This window comes from Moraxella caprae DSM 19149, from assembly GCF_000426885.1.
Classification (GTDB): domain Bacteria; phylum Pseudomonadota; class Gammaproteobacteria; order Pseudomonadales; family Moraxellaceae; genus Moraxella; species Moraxella caprae.
In genome coordinates this window covers 1-18162 of sequence record NZ_AUGF01000024.1, presented here as the reverse complement: position 1 = coordinate 18162, position 18162 = coordinate 1, and the positions used below count along the sequence as shown (strand labels likewise).

Below are 18162 nucleotides of genomic sequence, written 5' to 3'. Positions count from 1 at the left end.
TCATGACCATACCAGCCTTAAAAATAACCAACCTTAAAAAAACCTATCCCAATGGCACTGCCGCCCTAAAAGGCGTGGATTTGACCGTGCCACAAGGCGAATTTTTTGCCCTGCTTGGAGCAAATGGAGCGGGTAAATCCACGATGATTGGTATCATCAGCTCATTATTTCCCCAAACAGACGGCACGGTGGAGATTTTTGGTGTGGATTTGCACAAAAATCCAAGCCTTGCCAAATCCCATCTGGGCGTTGTTCCCCAAGAATTTAATTTCAACCAATTTGAAAAATGCTTGGATATATTGATTATTCAAGCAGGCTATTACGGCATAAAAAAGAAAGACGCTCTGCCACGAGCCGAATTTTTATTAAAAGAATTGGGACTTTGGGATAAGAAAGATACAAAGGCTCGTTCGCTCTCTGGTGGTATGAAACGCCGTCTGATGATTGCCCGTGCTTTAATGCATCGCCCTAGGCTTTTGATATTAGACGAGCCGACCGCAGGGGTGGATATTGAATTACGCCGTTCTATGTGGGATTTTATGGAGCGTATCAATAAAGATGAAGGCACAACTATTATTTTGACGACCCATTATTTAGAAGAAGCCGAGCAGTTGTGTAAATATATCGCCATATTAAATCATGGCGAAATTTTAATTAACACCGACATGAAATCATTGCTGACGCAGTTATCCTTAGAAACCTTTGTTTTTGATTTAAAAGACGAATTAAAAAATACCCCAACTCTTAATAATATCAGCCATATAAATTTGGCAGATAACAAAACCTTAGAAATCACACTCAATAAAACCCAACATTTAAATGACGTATTTACCCAATTAAACAACCTAAATATCCAAATTATCAGCATGAGAAATAAAGCCAACCGCCTAGAAGAATTATTTATGGGTGTGGTAGATAGCCATTTTCATAAAGGCAAAATGAAAGACGAGAATAAATTAAATAATGGGGAAAATCATGAATAATCAATTAACCGCCTTTAACACCCTATTATTTAAAGAAATTAAACGCATTGTTCGTATTTGGCCCCAAACCTTATTACCGCCTGTTATTACCATGACGCTGTATTTTGTGATATTTGGGCAAATGATTGGCTCTCGTGTCGGAGAAATGGGTGGGGTGAGCTATATGCAGTTTATCGTGCCGGGTTTGATTATGATGTCGGTCATTACCAACAGCTATTCTAATGTCGTTTCATCATTTTTTAGCACCAAATTTCATGGCAGTATTGATGAAATGCTGGTCTCGCCCATATCCAAGCACGCCATATTATTGGGTTATGTGGGTGGTGGCGTATTTCGTGGGCTTGCCATTGCGTTAATTGTCAGCATTGTGGCGTTATTTTTTACTCAATTAAGCATTAGTAGTTTGCCAATCATGCTGATTACCATTATTGGCACGTCCGTATTATTTTCATTGGGCGGATTTATCAATGCGGTATTTGCTCGCTCGTTTGATGATATTTCTATTGTGCCAAGTTTTATTTTAACGCCTTTGACTTATTTGGGTGGGGTATTTTATTCGTTGGAAAATTTATCACCATTTTGGCAAAATTTATCCCTACTAAATCCCATTGTTTATATGGTCAATGCTTTTCGCTATGGCATATTGGGGCATTCTGATGTGAATGTCGGTTATTCGTTATTGGCGATTTTGATATTTTGTGCGGTGTTTTATGGCGTGGCATATAAAATATTAAAAGACGGTAAAAGAATTCGGCTTTCTTAATTTAATATTAAATTCAAATTTAACGATGTAGGGGTGAACTGCAATTCGCCCAATAAAATCAAAAGGCAAACACAAATGAGTATTCACGGCGTATTGGGCGAAAGCACCACTTATTCAAAAACCTATGACCCCACCATTTTATATCCCATTTCTCGGCAAATCGGACGAGATGAGATTTTAAAAGACGTGGGATTTGATTTTAATGATTACCATGATGAATTAAAAAATGGCGTGGATATTTGGCAAGCCTTTGAATTGTCATGGCTAAATCCGATTGGCATTTCACAAGTGGCAATGGCTCGTTTTACCATTCCTGCCAATTCGCCAAATATCGTAGAATCCAAATCCTTAAAACTCTATCTTAATAGTCTAAACTTTACTAAATTTAGCAGTATTGATGAATTAAAAACCACTTTGCAAAAAGATTTATCTATCTGTGTGGGTGCTGATGTGGGCGTGGAGATTATCGGATTAGATAGCGATGAATTAACCATTGCAAAACCAATCGGCATTTGTATTGATGATGTCTTAAATCATTTATCTGATGAGATTATTTTAAGCGATGATATTGATAGCAAATTTTTAAAAAATGCCAAAAAAGGCGAACTGGCAACTTATCAATTTTATAGCAATCTTTTGCGTTCAAATTGCCCTGTTACCAATCAGCCTGACTGGGGGGTGGTGCAAATTGAGATGACGAGCGAATACGATTTGGATTTTGGCGAGTTTTTAAAATACATCTTGTCATTTAGACAGCACAATGGCTTTCATGAGCAATGCGTAGAGCGAATATTTGCCGACATGATGACGTATTTTAAGCCAGTCTCTTTAAAGGTGCTGGCGAATTATACCAGACGTGGTGGAATTGACATTAACCCTGTGCGGGTATTTAATACGGATAAAGGGCAAATTAAACGGCTAATTCGTCAATAGCATAAATACAAATAAACCCTGCAATCACAGGGTTTACTCATGTAATCAAGCAATCCCACGAGCCTTTAACAAAGCATCGTTTTTGGGTTTGCGACCCATAAACCGCTCAAACAATCTCATCGGCTCATCAGCACCGCCTTGAGACAAAATGGCATTGATAAAATCCTGCCCTGTTTGTTGGTTAAACAGCCCTTCATTCTCAAAGCGAGTAAAGGCATCGCTTGCCAACACTTCCGACCACAGATAGCTATAATACCCTGCCGAATAACCGCCTGAAAAAATATGGTTAAAGCTGTGAGCCATACGCACCCAGTCAGGTTCGCCCAGTACCGAGACGTTTTGGCGAATATCATCACGCAGGCGAGAAAGTGTTTTTTTGTCGCCTTGTTTATGTTCAACGTGCAAACGAAAATCAAATAGGGCGTACTCTAACTGGCGGACGATAGAAGTTGCCGATAGGTAGTTTTTGGCGGTTTGCATTTTTTGAACCATGTCCATGGCAATAGGTTCGCCTGTCTCATAATGAGCCGAGATAAGGGCAAGCACGTCTTTATCCCATGTCCAGTTTTCTAGCATTTGGCTTGGGAACTCTACCGCATCTCTTGGCACACGAGTACCCGACAGGGCAAGCACGTCTACCTGCGTGAGCATATGATGTAAGCCATGCCCGAACTCATGAAACAGCGTTTCTACTTCGCTATGTAGTAGTAAGGCGGGTTTGTCGCCGGTTGCTCCGCCAAAGTTGCACACGAGCATGGAGACAGGTTTTTGGGTGTCGCCAGTGGATTTTTTAAAATGCCCAATCGCTGTGCTATGCCACGCACCGCCACGCTTGTTTTCACGAGCAAATAAATCCAGATAAAATGATGCGATGTGTTTGCCGTCTTGATACAGCTCAAAAAAGCGAGTGTCGGGGTGGGGTAAGGATACGCCTGTTTTTTCACGCACGTCCACGCCAAACAGACGGCGAGTTACTTCAAACATGCCGTTTAACACTTTATCCACAGGGAAATACACCCGTAAGGCTTCTTTGTCAATGTCATAGAGTGCTTGCTTTTGCTTTTCGGACAAATAGGCAAAATCCCACGGCTCAATCTTATCATCTTGACCTAGCACGCCAATATCACGTCCGTATTTTTGCAAATCCTGCATTTGTTTTTTGGCGGTGGGGCGAGTTTTGGCAAGCAAATCTTTTAAAAAGCCCAATACTTCATCGGTGTCTTTTGCCATGCGTTTGGCAAGCACGTATTGGGCGTAGTTTTTGTAGCCGAGTAGCTGGGCAAGCTCCAACCGCAAATCAATGAGTTCGTTGATAATAGGGGTGTTGTCCCATTTGCCGGCATTTTGACCTTTGTCGGACGCACGAGTGCGATAGGCTTCGTACATTTGTTTGCGTAGCTCTCTGTCATCGGCGTAGGTGGTGATTGCCAGATAGCTTGGCACGTCCAGCCCAAAACGGTAGCCTGTTTTGTCTTTGGATTTGGCGGATTGCTCTGCTTTTTGTAGGGCGATGTCGCTAAGCCCTGACAGCTTGGCTTTGTCATCAATAACAAGCTCCCAGCCCATGTCGGCATCTAGTACGTTGTTGCTAAATTGGGTGGATAGTTCGGATAAACGAGCGACCACTTGGGTATAACGTTCGGCTTTGTCGCCTGTTAATGCCACGCCCGAGAGTTTAAAATCCAGCAAGGCATCGTTTATCGCTTTTTGTTGGGCTTGGGTGTAGGTTTTAAACGCATCGCTTTTGGCAAGTTTTTTAAAGCCTTCATATAAAGGGCGATACATGCCAAACCACGACTCATAGTCGCTTGTACTTTTGGTGATGTCCTGATATACCGCTCGCAGGGCATCTGAGTTTTTGACCGAATGCAAGTGAGCGACCACGCCCCACACACGGTCTAGTTTATTTTGGGCGTCTTCTATCGGGGTGTAGAAGTTATCCCATGTGATACTTTTTTGGGCGCAGACACGCTTGACCACGTCTTTGTTGTGTTTTAATAAAAAGTCAATGGCAGGCGTGATGTGCGAAATCTCAACCGCCCCAAAGCTCGGCAAGCCGTCAAAATGCAGTAGGGGGTTGTCTTGTAAAGTGGTGGGCAAATCTAGGGGTAGGGGGTGTGCCATGCCAAACTTGGGTAGGCTTAGGGCAAACAAGCTACCGATTCCTAATTGTAAAAATTGACGGCGTTCCATGATGTCTCCTGATAAAAAACTTTATCTTACGCAAAGTGATTTAAAAAATCAAGAGCTGTTATGGATGAACATGAATGAAAAAAAGACAAACCGCATGGTCTGCCTTTTTAAAAGTTAAAGCAAGTATTAGAATTTTGCAAGCACTTCATCAAGCCCCAACAGCTCTTTATCATCACACCCACGCTTGGCGTATTCGTATTTGCCCTCTGCCAAGTTACGCTCGGACACCACGATACGATGAGGGATACCGATAAGCTCCAAATCAGCAAATTTCACGCCCGCTCGCTCGTCTCTGTCGTCTAATAGGACGTTTACGCCTTTGGCTTTTAGGGTGCTATACAGCTCGTCCGCTTTGGCTTCTGCTGAGCCGTCTTTGGATTTCATGGGGACGACCGCCACATAGAAAGGGGCGATATTATCGACAGGGTCTGGCGTGTCCACCCACAAACAGCCCTTATCATCATGGTTTTGTTCTAGGCTTGCTGAGATGATACGGCTAACCCCAATGCCATAACAGCCCATCATCAGCGTAACAGGCTTGCCTTCTTTACCTAGCACTGTACAATTTAGGGCGTGCGAATATTTATCGCCCAATTGAAAGATGTGTCCGACTTCAATGCCACGCTTGATTTGTAGTACGCCTTTACCGTCTGGGCTTGGGTCGCCGTCTACCACGTTGCGAATGTCGGCAACATCTGCATAGACCGCATCACGCTCCCAGTTCATGCCTTTTGTGTGCTTATCGGCGATGTTCGCCCCACTCACAAAATCCGCCATGACGGATGCACTTCTGTCAGCGATGACAGGTATGTCATATTTTGCCAAGTCCACACTGATATAGCCCTTAACGAGACCAGCTTCTTTCATCTCATCTTCGCTTGCCATTTCTAACGGTGCTTTGATTTGGGGCAACTTCTCGGCTTTTAGCTCGTTTAGGGTGTGGTCGCCACGCAAGACAAGGGCGACAAGTTTTGGCATATCAGGCGTATATTCCGAGTACGAGCCTTTGACGATGAGCGTTTTTACCGTGCGTGTCAAGTCCATGCCCAAATGCTCCGCCACTTCTTCACAGGTTGGCATATTTGGCGTATCCACGTCCGTGCGTGGCTCACTTGGGGGCTGGCGTGTGTCGTGGCAGACCGCTTCAGCAAGCTCCACGTTCGCCGAGTAGTCGGATTCACTGCTAAATGCAATGTCGTCTTCTCCACTGTCGGCTAATACATGAAATTCATGACTGGCAAATCCGCCAATAGACCCCGTGTCCGCTTGCACCGCTCTAAAATCAAGCCCCAAACGGGTAAAGATACGACTGTACGCTTCATAAAAGTCTTGATAAGTCTTGGCAAGGCTGTCTTTGTCGATATGAAAAGAATACGCATCTTTCATGGTGAATTCACGAGCTCTCATCACCCCAAAACGTGGGCGAATCTCATCACGGAATTTGGTTTGGATTTGATAATACGTGGCAGGGAGCTGTTTGTAGCTTTTTAGCTCACTCCGAGCGATGTCGGTGATGACTTCTTCGTGCGTAGGCCCTAGTACAAAATCACGGCTATGACGGTCTTTAAAGCGAAGCAATTCCGCCCCATAGTCTTCCCAACGTCCCGACTCTTGCCATAGTTCGGCAGGTTGGGTGACAGGCATGAGCAACTCTTGGGCATCGATACGCTCCATTTCTTCACGGACGATTTTTTCCACTCGTTTTAGCACACGTAAGCCCGTTGGCATCCACACATACAAGCCTGAGGCAAGTTTGCGAATCAGACCTGCTTTTATCATAAGCTGGGCGGAGATGATGTCGGCATCGCTTGGGGTGTTGCGAAGGGTGGCTAGGGTAAATTGACTGGCTTTCATAAGATTCTCGGCAAGTTTGATTTTAAATTTGGTAAAAACGTATTATATTAAAGTAAACTTTGGTAACAGTGCAAGTAATTTTTTTGATAAATGCTAAAATTGTCCCTATTATGGTATTAAATGAGTTGTTTTACGTCAATTTGCATTTTCAAAAGGAGAGTTATGACCACATCCACCCCACCTACTACCCCCAAAGTAAAAAAAGCCAATAAATTCACCTTATTTTGTATCGTGTCAGTCATGGCGATGATTGTGTTTTTGGCGGTTTTTTGGACGTTAAAATTGACCGAAGAGCCTGCCGTATCCGCCATTAGCCGAGACGGTGTTGTCACCGAAATCCAAAAAATGGCTCGCCTAAATACCGTTGCCTTTGGCGTGGACACGGTCATTACCGCCCAAAAAGAAGGCAATTGGTACAAGCTATGGCAGGACGAGCAAAAGGGGCTGTTTGTTGCTCGTGGGCGGGTTTTGGCAGGCGTGGATTTGGGTAAAATCACGGCGGACAACGTGCAAGTTACCTTTGATCCCCAGACCGACCCAAAAGTTGCCCCGCACGCCAACATCACGGTAACGCTCCCGCCATCGCAGGTGTTTGAGGTGTTCCTTGATGACATACAGGTCTATGACTGGAAAACAGGGCTGTTTGGCGTGGTGGATAATGACCCTGAGATTTTAAATCAAGCCCAAATCTCCGCCAAAGCCGAAGTGCTAAAAAAAGCGTGTCAAGGCGACATCATGACCCTCGCCACCGATAACGCCACCGAACAAATCAAGGGTTTATTTGTCTTGACAGGGGCGACTGTGGTGGTCAATGGCGATGTGGGGGCGTGTAGGGTGTGAATTTGCCCAAATAATACACAAAACATGCTTAATTTATATCCACAATATTTTTATGGATATAAAAATATTGCTCAATGGTAAAATATTTTTACTGTTTGGTATAGCCGTAGACCAAATTATGTTATAAAATAGAATCAGCAAATTAATAACCTAAATTTGCTGATTTATCTTTAATTGTTTATTTAAAATGAATGTTTTGGTGTGGTCTCATGCCAAAATAACCGCTGAATGTGCCCAATTTTGTAAACTATTGATTAAAATTAAGTTTTATCAATATTTGTTAATAACAAGTTGGTATTTGATAAATTTTTATGAATTATCAATAATTACTTTTATTGGCATCATGAAGCGATTTCATTTTGGATGAAAATAAAGCACTCATTCTAACTGCCATACCAAATTTTTTAACACGATATTGGATAATGGTATTTTATTAAATTTTAAAATTTTCTGACCGAATTTTTAAAAGTTATTTAAAATCAACAATTATCACTGATGGTCGTATTAATTAAATGTGATATTGGGATAAAAGAAAAACATAAATCAAACATTGATTTATGGTGTATCGGGTTGCTTATAAAATTAAGCAGATATTTTCTTTATCAAAAAATATCAGGATAATGGCGTTAGACAATTTAGACCAATAATCTCCAAGCAATTGCTTTGGTTGAGAGTAAATCATGACGAGTACTGATAGCAAAAAAGCCATGCGTATTGCCATGGTTGGTGTTAGCCCTGCTGACCAAATTACTTTTAAAGGATATCTGCGTGTCCTATTGCGTTTGGACGTAGATTTGGATTGGGTGTCCGCTCAGATGGGTGAGGTTGATTTGTATGTCATTAATGAAGATTTTAAAAATTCTACCAGCGTGCAAAAACTAATAGAATTGCACCCACGCACACCCATCTTATACGTCAGTCGCAACCTGACAGGTGATGGTGGTATCGCTGGCGACTCACTGGTATTGCCCCTAAAACAAATCAATGCCTTAAATGACTGGCTTCATGAAAAAGTGGATGTATTAAAGGGTCTGCCTTATCAAAAATCAAGCACGTCTGGTGAGCCTGACAAAACAAGCACCCAAACCAATCAGGAGAATCAAACCAGCCAGTCAGCCCAAACTGCTCACACAGCGCAATCGCCACAGTCTACCACATCAAAGTTAGATGACGTGATAGACTTGATTAAGACGTTGCACGCTCGTCCTAAGTCCTTATTTGAGCTGATTCAAGATGGAGAGGTGTTGGCTGTTATTGATGGAGCGCGCCAGCTGGTATGGCTAAAAAGTGCCAAAGTGGCAGACGTGACGACATGGCGACTGCGTGTGTATGGCGGTGTGGCAGGCGAGCCTAAGCAAGCCCTCGACATGAATCAGTGGCTGTATCAGATGGCATGGGCGAATGCTGAGAAGTTATTACCACTCATCGATGGCAATGCCCGCTATCAGCTTCGTTCATGGGCAAAGCCTGATAATAATGCCGACAGACGCATTATCTTGCGGACAATGGTTGCCTTAGAAGATACAGCACGCACGGTAGATGAGATTATGGCACGCACGGGACTGGGTCGTCCTATCGTTCAAAAAGTGATTGTCTCGCTACTGCTTTCTCAGCATTTGATGGATGATAACTACCAAAACGTGAATGCGACCATCATGCAGACATCGACCGTGGTACCAGTGACAGTCACAGCGTCTGCACCTGTGAGCGAGCCTGAACCAAAACCTGAACCAAAAACCGCCGAACAACAAGAGAAAATCGGTTTCTTGTCACGTCTGCGTCGCAAACTGGGGCTGTGATGACACGTCCTAATTGCAATGTTTTTATTTTTATCATACAATAAATTTATCATTATTTACATTCTCATGTTATTTATATTTAATATATTGATAGTAGTCCAAAAAGTATGCTGAACTAGGTTTTCCGTTCGCCCTGAGCCTGCCTGCGGGTAGGAAAATCGTTAGGCTTCCCAAGCTCACCACGAACGGTTTCCTTTGTAGCATACTTTTTGAACCAAAGCCAATATATTTAATATAGTTATTTAGGTAGCACTTATGCAACGTCTTAAAATTGTATTTAGTGGCCCTATGGGTGCAGGTAAGACCCAGGCCATCTCTAGTCTCTCTGACATTCCTGTGGTCTCAACCGAGGTCATGAATACCGACCTTGATACCAACGCCAAGCTTTTGACCACAGTCGGCATGGATTATGGCGAGCTGACCATTGATGGTGGGGCAAGTATTGGTCTTTATGGCACCCCAGGGCAGGAGCGTTTTAACTTCATTTGGCCCATCCTATCCCAAGGTGCTTTGGGCGTGGTGATTTTGATTGACCATTCGGCAGCTGATCCTGTGGCAGATTTGGCACATTATTTAAAGACTTTTGATGGCATTTATGATGGTCGTATCGTGCTGGGTGTCAGTCAAGTAGACAAAATGCCCGAGCGTGAATTCTCCATTTATCGTGATTATCTAGCGAGCATTGGGCGTAACTTACCACTATTCCCTGTGGACATGCGTAAACGTGAAGATGTCTTGTTACTCGTTGAGAGTATCATCGCTAGCCTAGAACAGTCTGAGTAAATCACTTGACAACACTGACATACAAATAAACATCTTGGAGTAAAATAATGAGTCTTAGCCCTTTTAAATTGGATTCTAATCGTGTCAAGCCTGCTGAGCAATTTGTGACACTTTCAAAAGAAGTGCTTCATGAGTTGGTGCATTCTACCACAGGCGTAGATGGTGTATTACTGGCATCGACCGATGGTTTTGAAGTATCATCTATCTTTCAAAAAAACTATGATGGCAATAAACTCTCAGCAGTCGGTTCATCCATCTTGGCACTGGTACAAGCCTTAACTGCTGAGGCTCAGCTGACTGGGTGTCGTTCGGTGATTTTGGATGCTGAAAATGGCAAAATTATGATTAGTGCCGTGCCAAATGTCAATCAGCCCATGATTTTGATTGTGGTCACCAAACAGCAGGTTCTACTCGGGCAAATCATGCACGCCATGAATAAAGCCACCACTCGTTTGGTGGAGCTTGACGGTCAGCATCACGGCAAATAAGTACATGAATCATCACTCAACAGCCCGATATCGGGCTGTTTTTGTTTTTATAAATAAGATGATGACTGTAATGACTTTTATTATTGATTGATACATAAAAAATGTATGAATTGTTAATTAGTGTTAGAATAATTTGGTTTTTTGGTATAAAATACACAATTTTAGTCGGTAATTAATCGGACAGTTGTTAGTCTAATTGTAATTGGTACAGATATATACCAAATAAATATAAATGCACTTTAAAAATAATTATTTTAACAATTGTTTTTAATGCGACAAAATAATTTTTTAATTAAACATATTAGGGCGTGTTGAACTTTTGTATTTGCAATGAAAAACAAGATTTAGCCATTTTTCATGCAAAAACATTGTTTTATTTCTAAAATATTTCTATATTGTAAATAGTGTTATAAAGGTTCAACACGCCCTAAATATTCATGTATTAATGACGGGTTGATTTTTTTGATGTATGACAAGTGAAGGCGAGTTATGGGCGGTTTATTAGATTCACGATATAAAAGCCTGCTATTATCTTTGGCAGTCTTTTTGGCATTGGTGGCGGGCATTTTGGGGTTTAACTATCATGCTAACCAACAAGTTAACAAAATCTCTAACTTCTTTGATATATTCGGTTATCTAAGTGATGAGTATTATAATGTCAACTTATTAACCCAGCGATTGCAAGTTGCGACTAAAGAAGAGCGACCTGAGGCGATAGTGGCACTAAGAAAAAGTGTGGATGCGGTTGATGAGTACATGCGTCTTTATGAGACAGGTGGCGAGTATCAAGTCGAAGACAGAACGGTGCCTGTCGAGGCACTCACGCATCCTGAGGATGTCCAAGCATTTAACGAGTTAAAAGCATGGTGGATGGATTATAAACAACGCCTAAATCCTGTGCTAGATGGTCAAGCGGACGTCAATCCTGTGGCAAGACATATTTTTGATGAGTTTGACGAAAAAGTTTATGGTCCAGTTTCAGTGGTTTGGGACAATCAGACTGTTAGAGGTCTAGAATGGACGGCTCTTGCCAGAAACGTGATGATGGCAGGCTTTGTGCTGGCAGGTCTGTATTTTATTTGGTTTGTGTTTTATTTTTTGAAAAAACTGACCGCATCTGACCGTAACCTACAAATTGCCCGTCGTCAAACGACCAACATCTTAGATACAGTGCAAGAAGGTCTGTTTTTGATTGACAAAGATTTTGTCATCTCGGATGCTCACTCTAAGAATCTAGAAGTCATCTTGGGGCGTAAGGACATTGCAGGCATTACCTTGACCGAGCTGTTGCAAGGCATGGTAGGGCGTGATGATATTGAAGCAACCAAGTTGTTTGTTGAACAGCTTTATAATCCTTGGGTGGTATCAGAGTTGATTGGGGATTTGAACCCACTACGACAAATCAAAGTAAACGTCATGAACGAGCAGGGAGATACGGTGGTCAAATACCTGTCGTTTAGCTTCTTGCGTGTTCAAGAGAGCGAAAACGACGAAGTTGAAGAAATCTTTGTGAGCGTTGTTGATGTGACCGACTCGGTATTACTTGAAAAAACTTTGGAGAGTGAAAAGGCACAGCATGACCGTCAGATTGAGATGATTGGACACATTCTAAACGTCGATATCAACGTACTAAATCAATTCATCAATAACACTTATGAGCGTGTGAGTGAGATGAATGAGATTCTAAGAGTCGAAGGTCAGCTACATAACAAAGCCCAAGCCCTATTTAGAAAAATGCACAGTCTAAAAGGCGAAGCATCTGCCATTAAGATGGGTAGCTTTGTGCGTCTTGCCGAGCAAGGCGAAGAGAATCTGGTGCTAATTCGCAATCAAAGCACGGTCTCAGGTCAGGACTTTTTGGGTTTTACGATTATTCTAAATGACATTTTGGATTTGAACCAATTTGTAGAAAAACTCTTGCAACGCATTAGCCGTGTGGCAAAAGAAATAGACAAAGATGATGTCGGGCAAAGCGTACAAAGTGTGATGACGCAGACAGATGACAAATCTGCCACTGTCGCCCCAAGTAGTCATTCGCTAGATTGGCAAAGCTACTTTGGTGATTATGCTCAGCAAATCGCCGAACGTCAAGGCAAAAAAGTTAAGGTAAACTTAACAGGTTTTGAAGATATTCAGATGACTGATAAGCTCAAAAAGTTCTGCCAAGATGTCGGCATTCAGCTACTTAAAAATGCCATCGCTCATGGCATTGAGATACCTGATGTGCGTGTGCAGGCAGGTAAAAGCGAAGTAGGTCAAATCAAGCTAATGCTTTTAAAATATGGCAGTCAGCTACGCATGAGTATCATCGATGATGGGGCAGGCGTGGATTTGCAAAAACTACGTCAAAAAGCCACTGAGATGAATCTTATGACTGCTGAACAAGCATCAAGCTTGCCCGACAGTCGTCTATACGCTATCATGTTCCGCTCAGGTGTCTCAACTGCCAATGGTGTCGATGAAGACAGTGGGCGTGGTGTGGGCATGGACATCGTGCGTGAGTGGGTCAAAGAAGTTAATGGTAAAATCAATGTCGAGAGTCAGCCAGGGCTAAATACAAAGATTGTCATCAACTTTGATGCACAGTAATATAAATAAAAACAGACCTGAGTGGGGCGTGCCTGCCTTTGATAATATTTTATTAAAATTTAATGAGAATTTTATAATTCAAATCAATTTTTGCATGAAAATTGGCTAAATCTTGTGGCTCGAAGTCAAAAGCTTGTTTGATAGAATGACCATCAAACTTCACTTTTTCCTTGAAAAACGTGCGATTTTTCTCATTTTTCATTGCAAATACCAAAGGCGGACACGCCCCAGGTCTGTTTGTGATTTTTAGATTTTGGAGCAAAGAATGGCTTATCGTCTGATGATTGTTGATGATTCTAATATTATTCGTAACCGCATTGAGCGTTGTTTTGAGGGTAGTAGTATTGAGATTGTGGCGACCGCCAATAATGGCGTGGATGCCGTATTAAAATTTGATGAATTTCGTCCTGATTTTATTACCATGGACTTGACCATGCCACAGATGGATGGACTTGAATGCATCAAGCGTATCGTGGGCAAAGGAACGGGTGTGAGTATTTTGGTTGTCTCGGCACTCTCTGACCGTATGACGGCATTACAAGCCCTGCAAGTCGGGGCAAGGGGCTTTATTTATAAGCCGTTTAATGACGAGGAGCTGATTGCAGGCATGCAACGCTTGATTGAACTTAGTGCCAAAGCTAAGAAATAAGTAAAAAGAAATAAGTAGCCAGTTGTGAGTATTGGGGTCATTGTCGTTATCGTTGCTGTGCTGTTTGTGCTTGGCAACATCATGGGCTTAAAGCCAAAGATGAGCGAAGTGCGAGTGGGTGACATGCGAATGTTTGCCCGCAAGATAGACTTGCACCCCAAACTGGTTGCCATGCCCGATTGGTTAAAACAGCACAAAGAGAGCGGGCAGGACAAGCAGACAAATAATCACGGCATGATAGCCCAGTACACCGTCATTGATGACAGCTGGCAGTTGCCCGCCAAACGCCTGCTGTGGATGGGGGGCGACTGGCAAAACGAAGATGGCGTGCCTGTCAGTGTGGGCATACCCCCCGAGCCACTACTGTCCTATATCCAAGGACTGACCACCAAAGCCAACAGCGTAACCATTTACTGGTACGATGAAAAATACGCCAAAAGTTTTGCCATCAAAGACGAGCAAGCGATGTCAATCATGGAGCAGGATTTATTGGCACTCAAAACCTTTTTACAAAGCGTGCAAAACATCAATACCCCAAAGTCGTCCCGCTAAGCGACCACTTGTGTATAAAATTGTTAAAATATTTTACCAGACTATTGACAAAATGCCAAAGTCCCCTTATAAAGTGAACATTTTAACATTATAAGACAAATAGGCAACCCATGGCACTTCCCAAAAAACCCAGCACACGCACCAAAAATACCGTCAAAGCCACAAAAACCCCCACCAAAAAAACAACCAAAACCGCCAAGGATGACATGGCAGACACCCCCGTGTCGGGCAAAGGCAAAGCCCTAGTCATCGTGGAATCCCCCGCCAAAGCCAAAACCATTAACAAATATCTAGGCTCGGGCTATATCGTGCGGTCTAGTGTGGGTCATGTGCGTGATTTGCCTGTGTCGGGGACGGGCAAAGCCGAAAAAGCGGACGAGTCGGGACTGTCTCGTGAACAAAAGGCGTATAACGCTCTGGTTCGCCGTATGGGGGTCAATCCTGAGAACGACTGGCAGGCGGTCTATGAGATTTTGCCCAACAAAACCAAAGTCATCAAAGAGCTAAAAGCCCTTGCCAAAGAGGCGGACACCATTTATTTGGCAACGGACTTGGACCGTGAAGGAGAGGCGATTGCATGGCATTTAAAGGAAGTCATTGGCGGCAGCGACAGTAAATACAGCCGTGTGGTGTTTAACGAGATTACCAAATCCGCCATTACCGAGGCCTTCAAGCACCCCAGTAGCCTAAATTATGACCGTGTGAACGCCCAGCAAGCTCGCCGTTTTCTTGACCGTGTGGTCGGTTTTATGGTGTCGCCCCTACTGTGGGCGAAGGTCGCTCGTGGCTTGTCGGCAGGGCGTGTGCAGTCGGTTGCCACTCGCCTTGTCGTGGAAAAAGAGCGTGAGATTCGTGCCTTTACGCCCACTGAATATTGGCAGATTCATGCCGATACAGTGAGTAGTTCAAAAGAAAATATTTATCTAGAAGCCGTCCGCCAAAATGGCAAAGAGTTAAGCCTTGCCAATGAACAAGAAGCGGTGGCGGTGGTTGATATTTTAAACAACAACCCCTTTATCGTGTCTGACCGTGAGCAAAAGCCCACCCAGTCCAAGCCGTCTGCTCCTTTTATCACGTCCACCCTACAGCAGTCGGCAAGCACACGCCTTGGCTTTAATGTCAAAAAAACGATGATGCTCGCCCAACGTCTGTACGAAGCAGGCTACATCACTTATATGCGTACCGACAGCACATTTTTGAGTGCGGACGCTTTATCAAGTGTACGAGCGTACATTGAGACCAATTACGGCAGTCAATATTTGCCAAAATCGCCCAACGTCTATGGCAACAAACAAAACGCCCAAGAAGCCCACGAAGCCATTCGTCCGTCTGATGTGGCGGTGTTGTCGGCTCATCTAAAAGACATGGAGCGAGATGCCCAAAGGCTTTATGAGCTGATTTGGCGACAGTTTGTGGCGTGTCAAATGCCCCCTGCCCAGTACCTATCCATGACCTTGACCGTGTCGTCTGGCAATGTGGAATTAAAGGCAAAAGGGCGTGTCATGACCTTTGATGGCTACACCAAAGCCCAGCCCCCTGCCAAAAGCGATGACGTGCTACTGCCTGATGTCAAAGTGGGCGAGAGTTTGATGGTAAAGGAGATTATCCCAAGCCAGCATTTTACCAAACCGCCAGCCCGTTATACCGAAGCCAGCCTTGTCAAAGAGCTTGAAAAGCGTGGTATCGGACGACCGTCCACCTATGCGTCTATCATCTCCACCATTCAAGAGCGTGGCTATGTCCGCACCGAAAACAAACGCCTATTTGCCGAAAAAATGGGCGACATTGTAACCGACCGCTTGACAGGCAGTTTTCCTGACCTTATGGACTACACTTTTACCGCCAATTTGGAGGATAAACTTGACCATGTGGCAGAAGGGGATGTGGATTATAAGGCGGTGCTTGATGAGTTTTACGGTGATTTTAAGGGTAAATTAGAAACCGCCAAAGCCAAAGACGGCATGAAACCCAACGACCCCACGGACGTGCCTGACGTGCATTGCGATTTGTGCGGTCGCCCCATGCAAATCCGTACAGGTGGTACGGGCGTGTTTTTGGGCTGTACAGGCTATAACTTACCGCCAAAAGAGCGGTGCAAGGGAACAAAAAATCTCATGGCGGTGGAAGCCTTCGCCAATCAGACGGCAGACGATGAGTCGGATGAGATTTTGTCGTTATTAGAAAAAAAGCGTTGCCCAAAATGCCACACAGCAATGGACGGCTATATCGTGGACGGTGGCTTGAAATTGCACGTTTGTGGTAATAACCCTGATTGCGATGGGTATTTGCTAGAAAAAGGCGTGTTTGAAACCCACAAAGGTAATGACGCACCGACCATTGACTGCGACAAATGCGATGGGCAAATGGAGCTAAAAACAGGGCGGTTTGGGGCGTATTTTGCTTGCCAAAAATGCGACAACACCCGCAAAGTCCAAAAAGACGGACAACCTGCACCGCCACGCATGACGGCGATCCCCATGCCACATTTGCGTTCAGTGCGATTTGATGACCATTATATCTTGCGTGAAGGGGCAGCAGGGCTGTTTTTGGCGGCATCCAAATTCCCCAAAATCCGTGAAACTCGTCCGCCCAAAGTGGCAGAATTACAAACCATACAAGGCGAGCTTGACCCCAAATTCCACTATCTACTGTCCGCCCCCACAACCGACAATGACGGCAACCCGACCATATTACGTTGGTCTCGCAAAAATGCCGAGCAATATGTCGGCTCAGAAAAGGACGGTAAGGCGACCAAGTTTGCGTTGGTGTGGAGAGATGGGGCTTGGGTGAGTGAGTGATATGAAAAAGTTGGCGGTACTCATTGATGCAGATAATACATCTCATAAGACCATAGGGCTTGTGCTACAAGAGATTGCCAAATATGGCGTGCCAATCGTCAAGCGTGTCTATGGCGATTGGAGTAGCGAGATTAATGAAAACGGCAAGCCAACCAATCGCCTACACGTTTGGCGTGATGTTTCGCTATCGCATGCCATTACGCCCATTCAGCAGTTTGCCTACACCAAAGGCAAAGATGCCACGGACATGATGCTTATCATCAATGCCATGGATTTGCTGTATGGCAATCAATTAGATGGCTTTTGTATTATATCAAGCGACAGCGATTTTACTCCGCTTGCCAGTCGTATTCGTGAAAGTGGCTTGATGGTTTATGGATTTGGCAAAATCCAAACACCAAGTGCTTTTATCAATGCGTGCGACAAATTTATTTATATAGAAAATCTAACTCAAAGCTATGTGGAAAATGATACCAATGAAATACTTGATAATAAGGAAAACTCATCACTACTGATGGAAAAAAATAAAACAGCAGACAACGCAAATACACCGCCAAAAGACAGCACTAAACAATCGTCTAGTGATATTAATCAAAAACCAACAACCATGCCTAATCAACAAGTTGAGGTAGACGAGCCAACCCTACAACTTATCTATAAATCTATTAGACATCCTGCAAAACTACCCAATCCACCCAAACACGAGCTTTACCCTAAGTTCAAATCTTGCCAATGATTTACGATAGGTGGTTGAGAACATTTTAAAGGCCTTAAACTTGGCAAAGATATGTTCTACTCTCACCCGTGTTTTAGACAATAATGCGTTATAATCTTTGGCTTCTTGTACAAGTGGATATTTCTTAGTTTGTTTTAGTGGCGTAAAGGCTTGCTTGTATAAATGCTGTATGCCTTGATAACCACTGTCTGCTAGGATAAAC

At 43.6% G+C, this 18162-nt stretch carries 15 protein-coding genes; 12 read left to right on the top strand and 3 right to left on the bottom strand.

Annotated elements, in window-relative coordinates; translation table 11 throughout:
- Window positions 1-2: 2 nt before the first annotated feature.
- From K941_RS0107770 to queF, 3 genes are all read left to right on the top strand, one after another.
- On the top strand, window positions 3-983 hold the full coding sequence (locus K941_RS0107770; RefSeq protein ID WP_029103176.1) for an ABC transporter ATP-binding protein: 981 nt from the start codon (window positions 3-5) through the stop codon (window positions 981-983).
- Window positions 976-1746, top strand: coding sequence for an ABC transporter permease (locus tag K941_RS0107765; protein ID WP_029103175.1), 771 nt, complete (start codon window positions 976-978; stop codon window positions 1744-1746). The genes K941_RS0107770 and K941_RS0107765 overlap by 8 nt, the downstream gene beginning before the upstream one ends.
- A gap of 75 nt (window positions 1747-1821) precedes the next feature.
- Window positions 1822-2679 carry an NADPH-dependent 7-cyano-7-deazaguanine reductase QueF gene (queF, locus tag K941_RS0107760; RefSeq protein ID WP_029103174.1) on the top strand — a complete coding sequence of 286 codons (858 nt, stop codon included), beginning with the start codon at window positions 1822-1824 and terminating at the stop codon, window positions 2677-2679.
- A 45-nt stretch (window positions 2680-2724) separates the two neighbouring features.
- Here the strand turns inward: queF and K941_RS0107755 are convergent, their stop codons facing one another.
- Together K941_RS0107755 and K941_RS0107745 are read right to left on the bottom strand one after the other, a co-directional pair.
- The gene (locus tag K941_RS0107755) at window positions 2725-4872 is read right to left on the bottom strand and encodes a M3 family metallopeptidase (RefSeq protein ID WP_084137711.1); all 2148 of its coding nucleotides are present in this window, start codon (window positions 4870-4872) and stop codon (window positions 2725-2727) included.
- 126 nt (window positions 4873-4998) lie between these two features.
- On the bottom strand, window positions 4999-6726 hold the full coding sequence (locus tag K941_RS0107745; RefSeq protein ID WP_029103172.1) for a proline--tRNA ligase: 1728 nt from the start codon (window positions 6724-6726) through the stop codon (window positions 4999-5001).
- A gap of 162 nt (window positions 6727-6888) precedes the next feature.
- Here K941_RS0107745 and K941_RS15170 point away from each other — a divergent pair, with 162 nt between their 5' ends.
- From K941_RS15170 to K941_RS15160, 9 genes are all read left to right on the top strand, one after another.
- On the top strand, window positions 6889-7566 hold the full coding sequence (locus tag K941_RS15170) for a DUF4230 domain-containing protein (protein WP_036387857.1): 678 nt from the start codon (window positions 6889-6891) through the stop codon (window positions 7564-7566).
- 680 nt (window positions 7567-8246) lie between these two features.
- A complete protein-coding gene (locus tag K941_RS0107730; RefSeq protein ID WP_147287581.1) occupies window positions 8247-9365 on the top strand; it encodes a hypothetical protein in 1119 nt (372 codons plus the stop codon).
- A 255-nt stretch (window positions 9366-9620) separates the two neighbouring features.
- The gene (locus K941_RS0107725; RefSeq protein WP_029103170.1) at window positions 9621-10148 is read left to right on the top strand and encodes a GTP-binding protein; all 528 of its coding nucleotides are present in this window, start codon (window positions 9621-9623) and stop codon (window positions 10146-10148) included.
- 47 nt (window positions 10149-10195) lie between these two features.
- Window positions 10196-10636 (top strand): roadblock/LC7 domain-containing protein, encoded by a 441-nt coding sequence (locus K941_RS0107720; RefSeq protein ID WP_051225951.1) that lies wholly within the window; start codon window positions 10196-10198, stop codon window positions 10634-10636.
- Between the two features lie 489 nt (window positions 10637-11125).
- Window positions 11126-13225 (top strand): ATP-binding protein, encoded by a 2100-nt coding sequence (locus tag K941_RS15165; RefSeq protein WP_029103168.1) that lies wholly within the window; start codon window positions 11126-11128, stop codon window positions 13223-13225.
- 265 nt (window positions 13226-13490) lie between these two features.
- Window positions 13491-13874, top strand: a complete 384-nt coding sequence (locus tag K941_RS0107705; RefSeq protein WP_029103167.1) for a response regulator — start codon at window positions 13491-13493, stop codon at window positions 13872-13874.
- Between the two features lie 24 nt (window positions 13875-13898).
- Window positions 13899-14426 carry a hypothetical protein gene (locus K941_RS0107700; protein WP_029103166.1) on the top strand — a complete coding sequence of 176 codons (528 nt, stop codon included), beginning with the start codon at window positions 13899-13901 and terminating at the stop codon, window positions 14424-14426.
- A 206-nt stretch (window positions 14427-14632) separates the two neighbouring features.
- Complete coding sequence (gene topA / locus K941_RS0107695) at window positions 14633-17224, top strand: type I DNA topoisomerase (protein WP_029103165.1); 2592 nt, start codon at window positions 14633-14635, stop codon at window positions 17222-17224.
- A gap of 1 nt (window position 17225) precedes the next feature.
- A complete protein-coding gene (locus K941_RS15160) occupies window positions 17226-17960 on the top strand; it encodes an NYN domain-containing protein (protein WP_051225950.1) in 735 nt (244 codons plus the stop codon).
- Here the strand turns inward: K941_RS15160 and K941_RS16835 are convergent.
- Window positions 17907-18162, bottom strand: a 256-nt coding sequence (locus K941_RS16835; RefSeq protein WP_029103164.1) for a transposase family protein, incomplete at its 5' end; no start/stop codon positions are given. The two genes, K941_RS15160 and K941_RS16835, sit on opposite strands and share 54 nt — an antisense overlap.

Excerpts from the sequence above, each read along its gene's own strand:
- K941_RS15160 (WP_051225950.1), top strand. The coding sequence starts at position 17,226 with ATGAAAAAGTTGGCGGTACTCATTGATGCAGATAATACATCTCATAAG.
- K941_RS15165 (WP_029103168.1), top strand. The coding sequence starts at position 11,126 with ATGGGCGGTTTATTAGATTCACGATATAAAAGCCTGCTATTATCTTTG.
- K941_RS0107725 (WP_029103170.1), top strand. The coding sequence starts at position 9,621 with ATGCAACGTCTTAAAATTGTATTTAGTGGCCCTATGGGTGCAGGTAAG.
- K941_RS0107765 (WP_029103175.1), top strand. The coding sequence starts at position 976 with ATGAATAATCAATTAACCGCCTTTAACACCCTATTATTTAAAGAAATT.
- K941_RS0107705 (WP_029103167.1), top strand. The coding sequence starts at position 13,491 with ATGGCTTATCGTCTGATGATTGTTGATGATTCTAATATTATTCGTAAC.
- K941_RS0107745 (WP_029103172.1), bottom strand. The coding sequence starts at position 6,726 with ATGAAAGCCAGTCAATTTACCCTAGCCACCCTTCGCAACACCCCAAGC.
- queF (WP_029103174.1), top strand. The coding sequence starts at position 1,822 with ATGAGTATTCACGGCGTATTGGGCGAAAGCACCACTTATTCAAAAACC.
- K941_RS0107730 (WP_147287581.1), top strand. The coding sequence starts at position 8,247 with ATGACGAGTACTGATAGCAAAAAAGCCATGCGTATTGCCATGGTTGGT.
- topA (WP_029103165.1), top strand. The coding sequence starts at position 14,633 with ATGGCAGACACCCCCGTGTCGGGCAAAGGCAAAGCCCTAGTCATCGTG.
- K941_RS15170 (WP_036387857.1), top strand. The coding sequence starts at position 6,889 with ATGACCACATCCACCCCACCTACTACCCCCAAAGTAAAAAAAGCCAAT.
- K941_RS0107720 (WP_051225951.1), top strand. The coding sequence starts at position 10,196 with ATGAGTCTTAGCCCTTTTAAATTGGATTCTAATCGTGTCAAGCCTGCT.
- K941_RS0107770 (WP_029103176.1), top strand. The coding sequence starts at position 3 with ATGACCATACCAGCCTTAAAAATAACCAACCTTAAAAAAACCTATCCC.
- K941_RS0107755 (WP_084137711.1), bottom strand. The coding sequence starts at position 4,872 with ATGGAACGCCGTCAATTTTTACAATTAGGAATCGGTAGCTTGTTTGCC.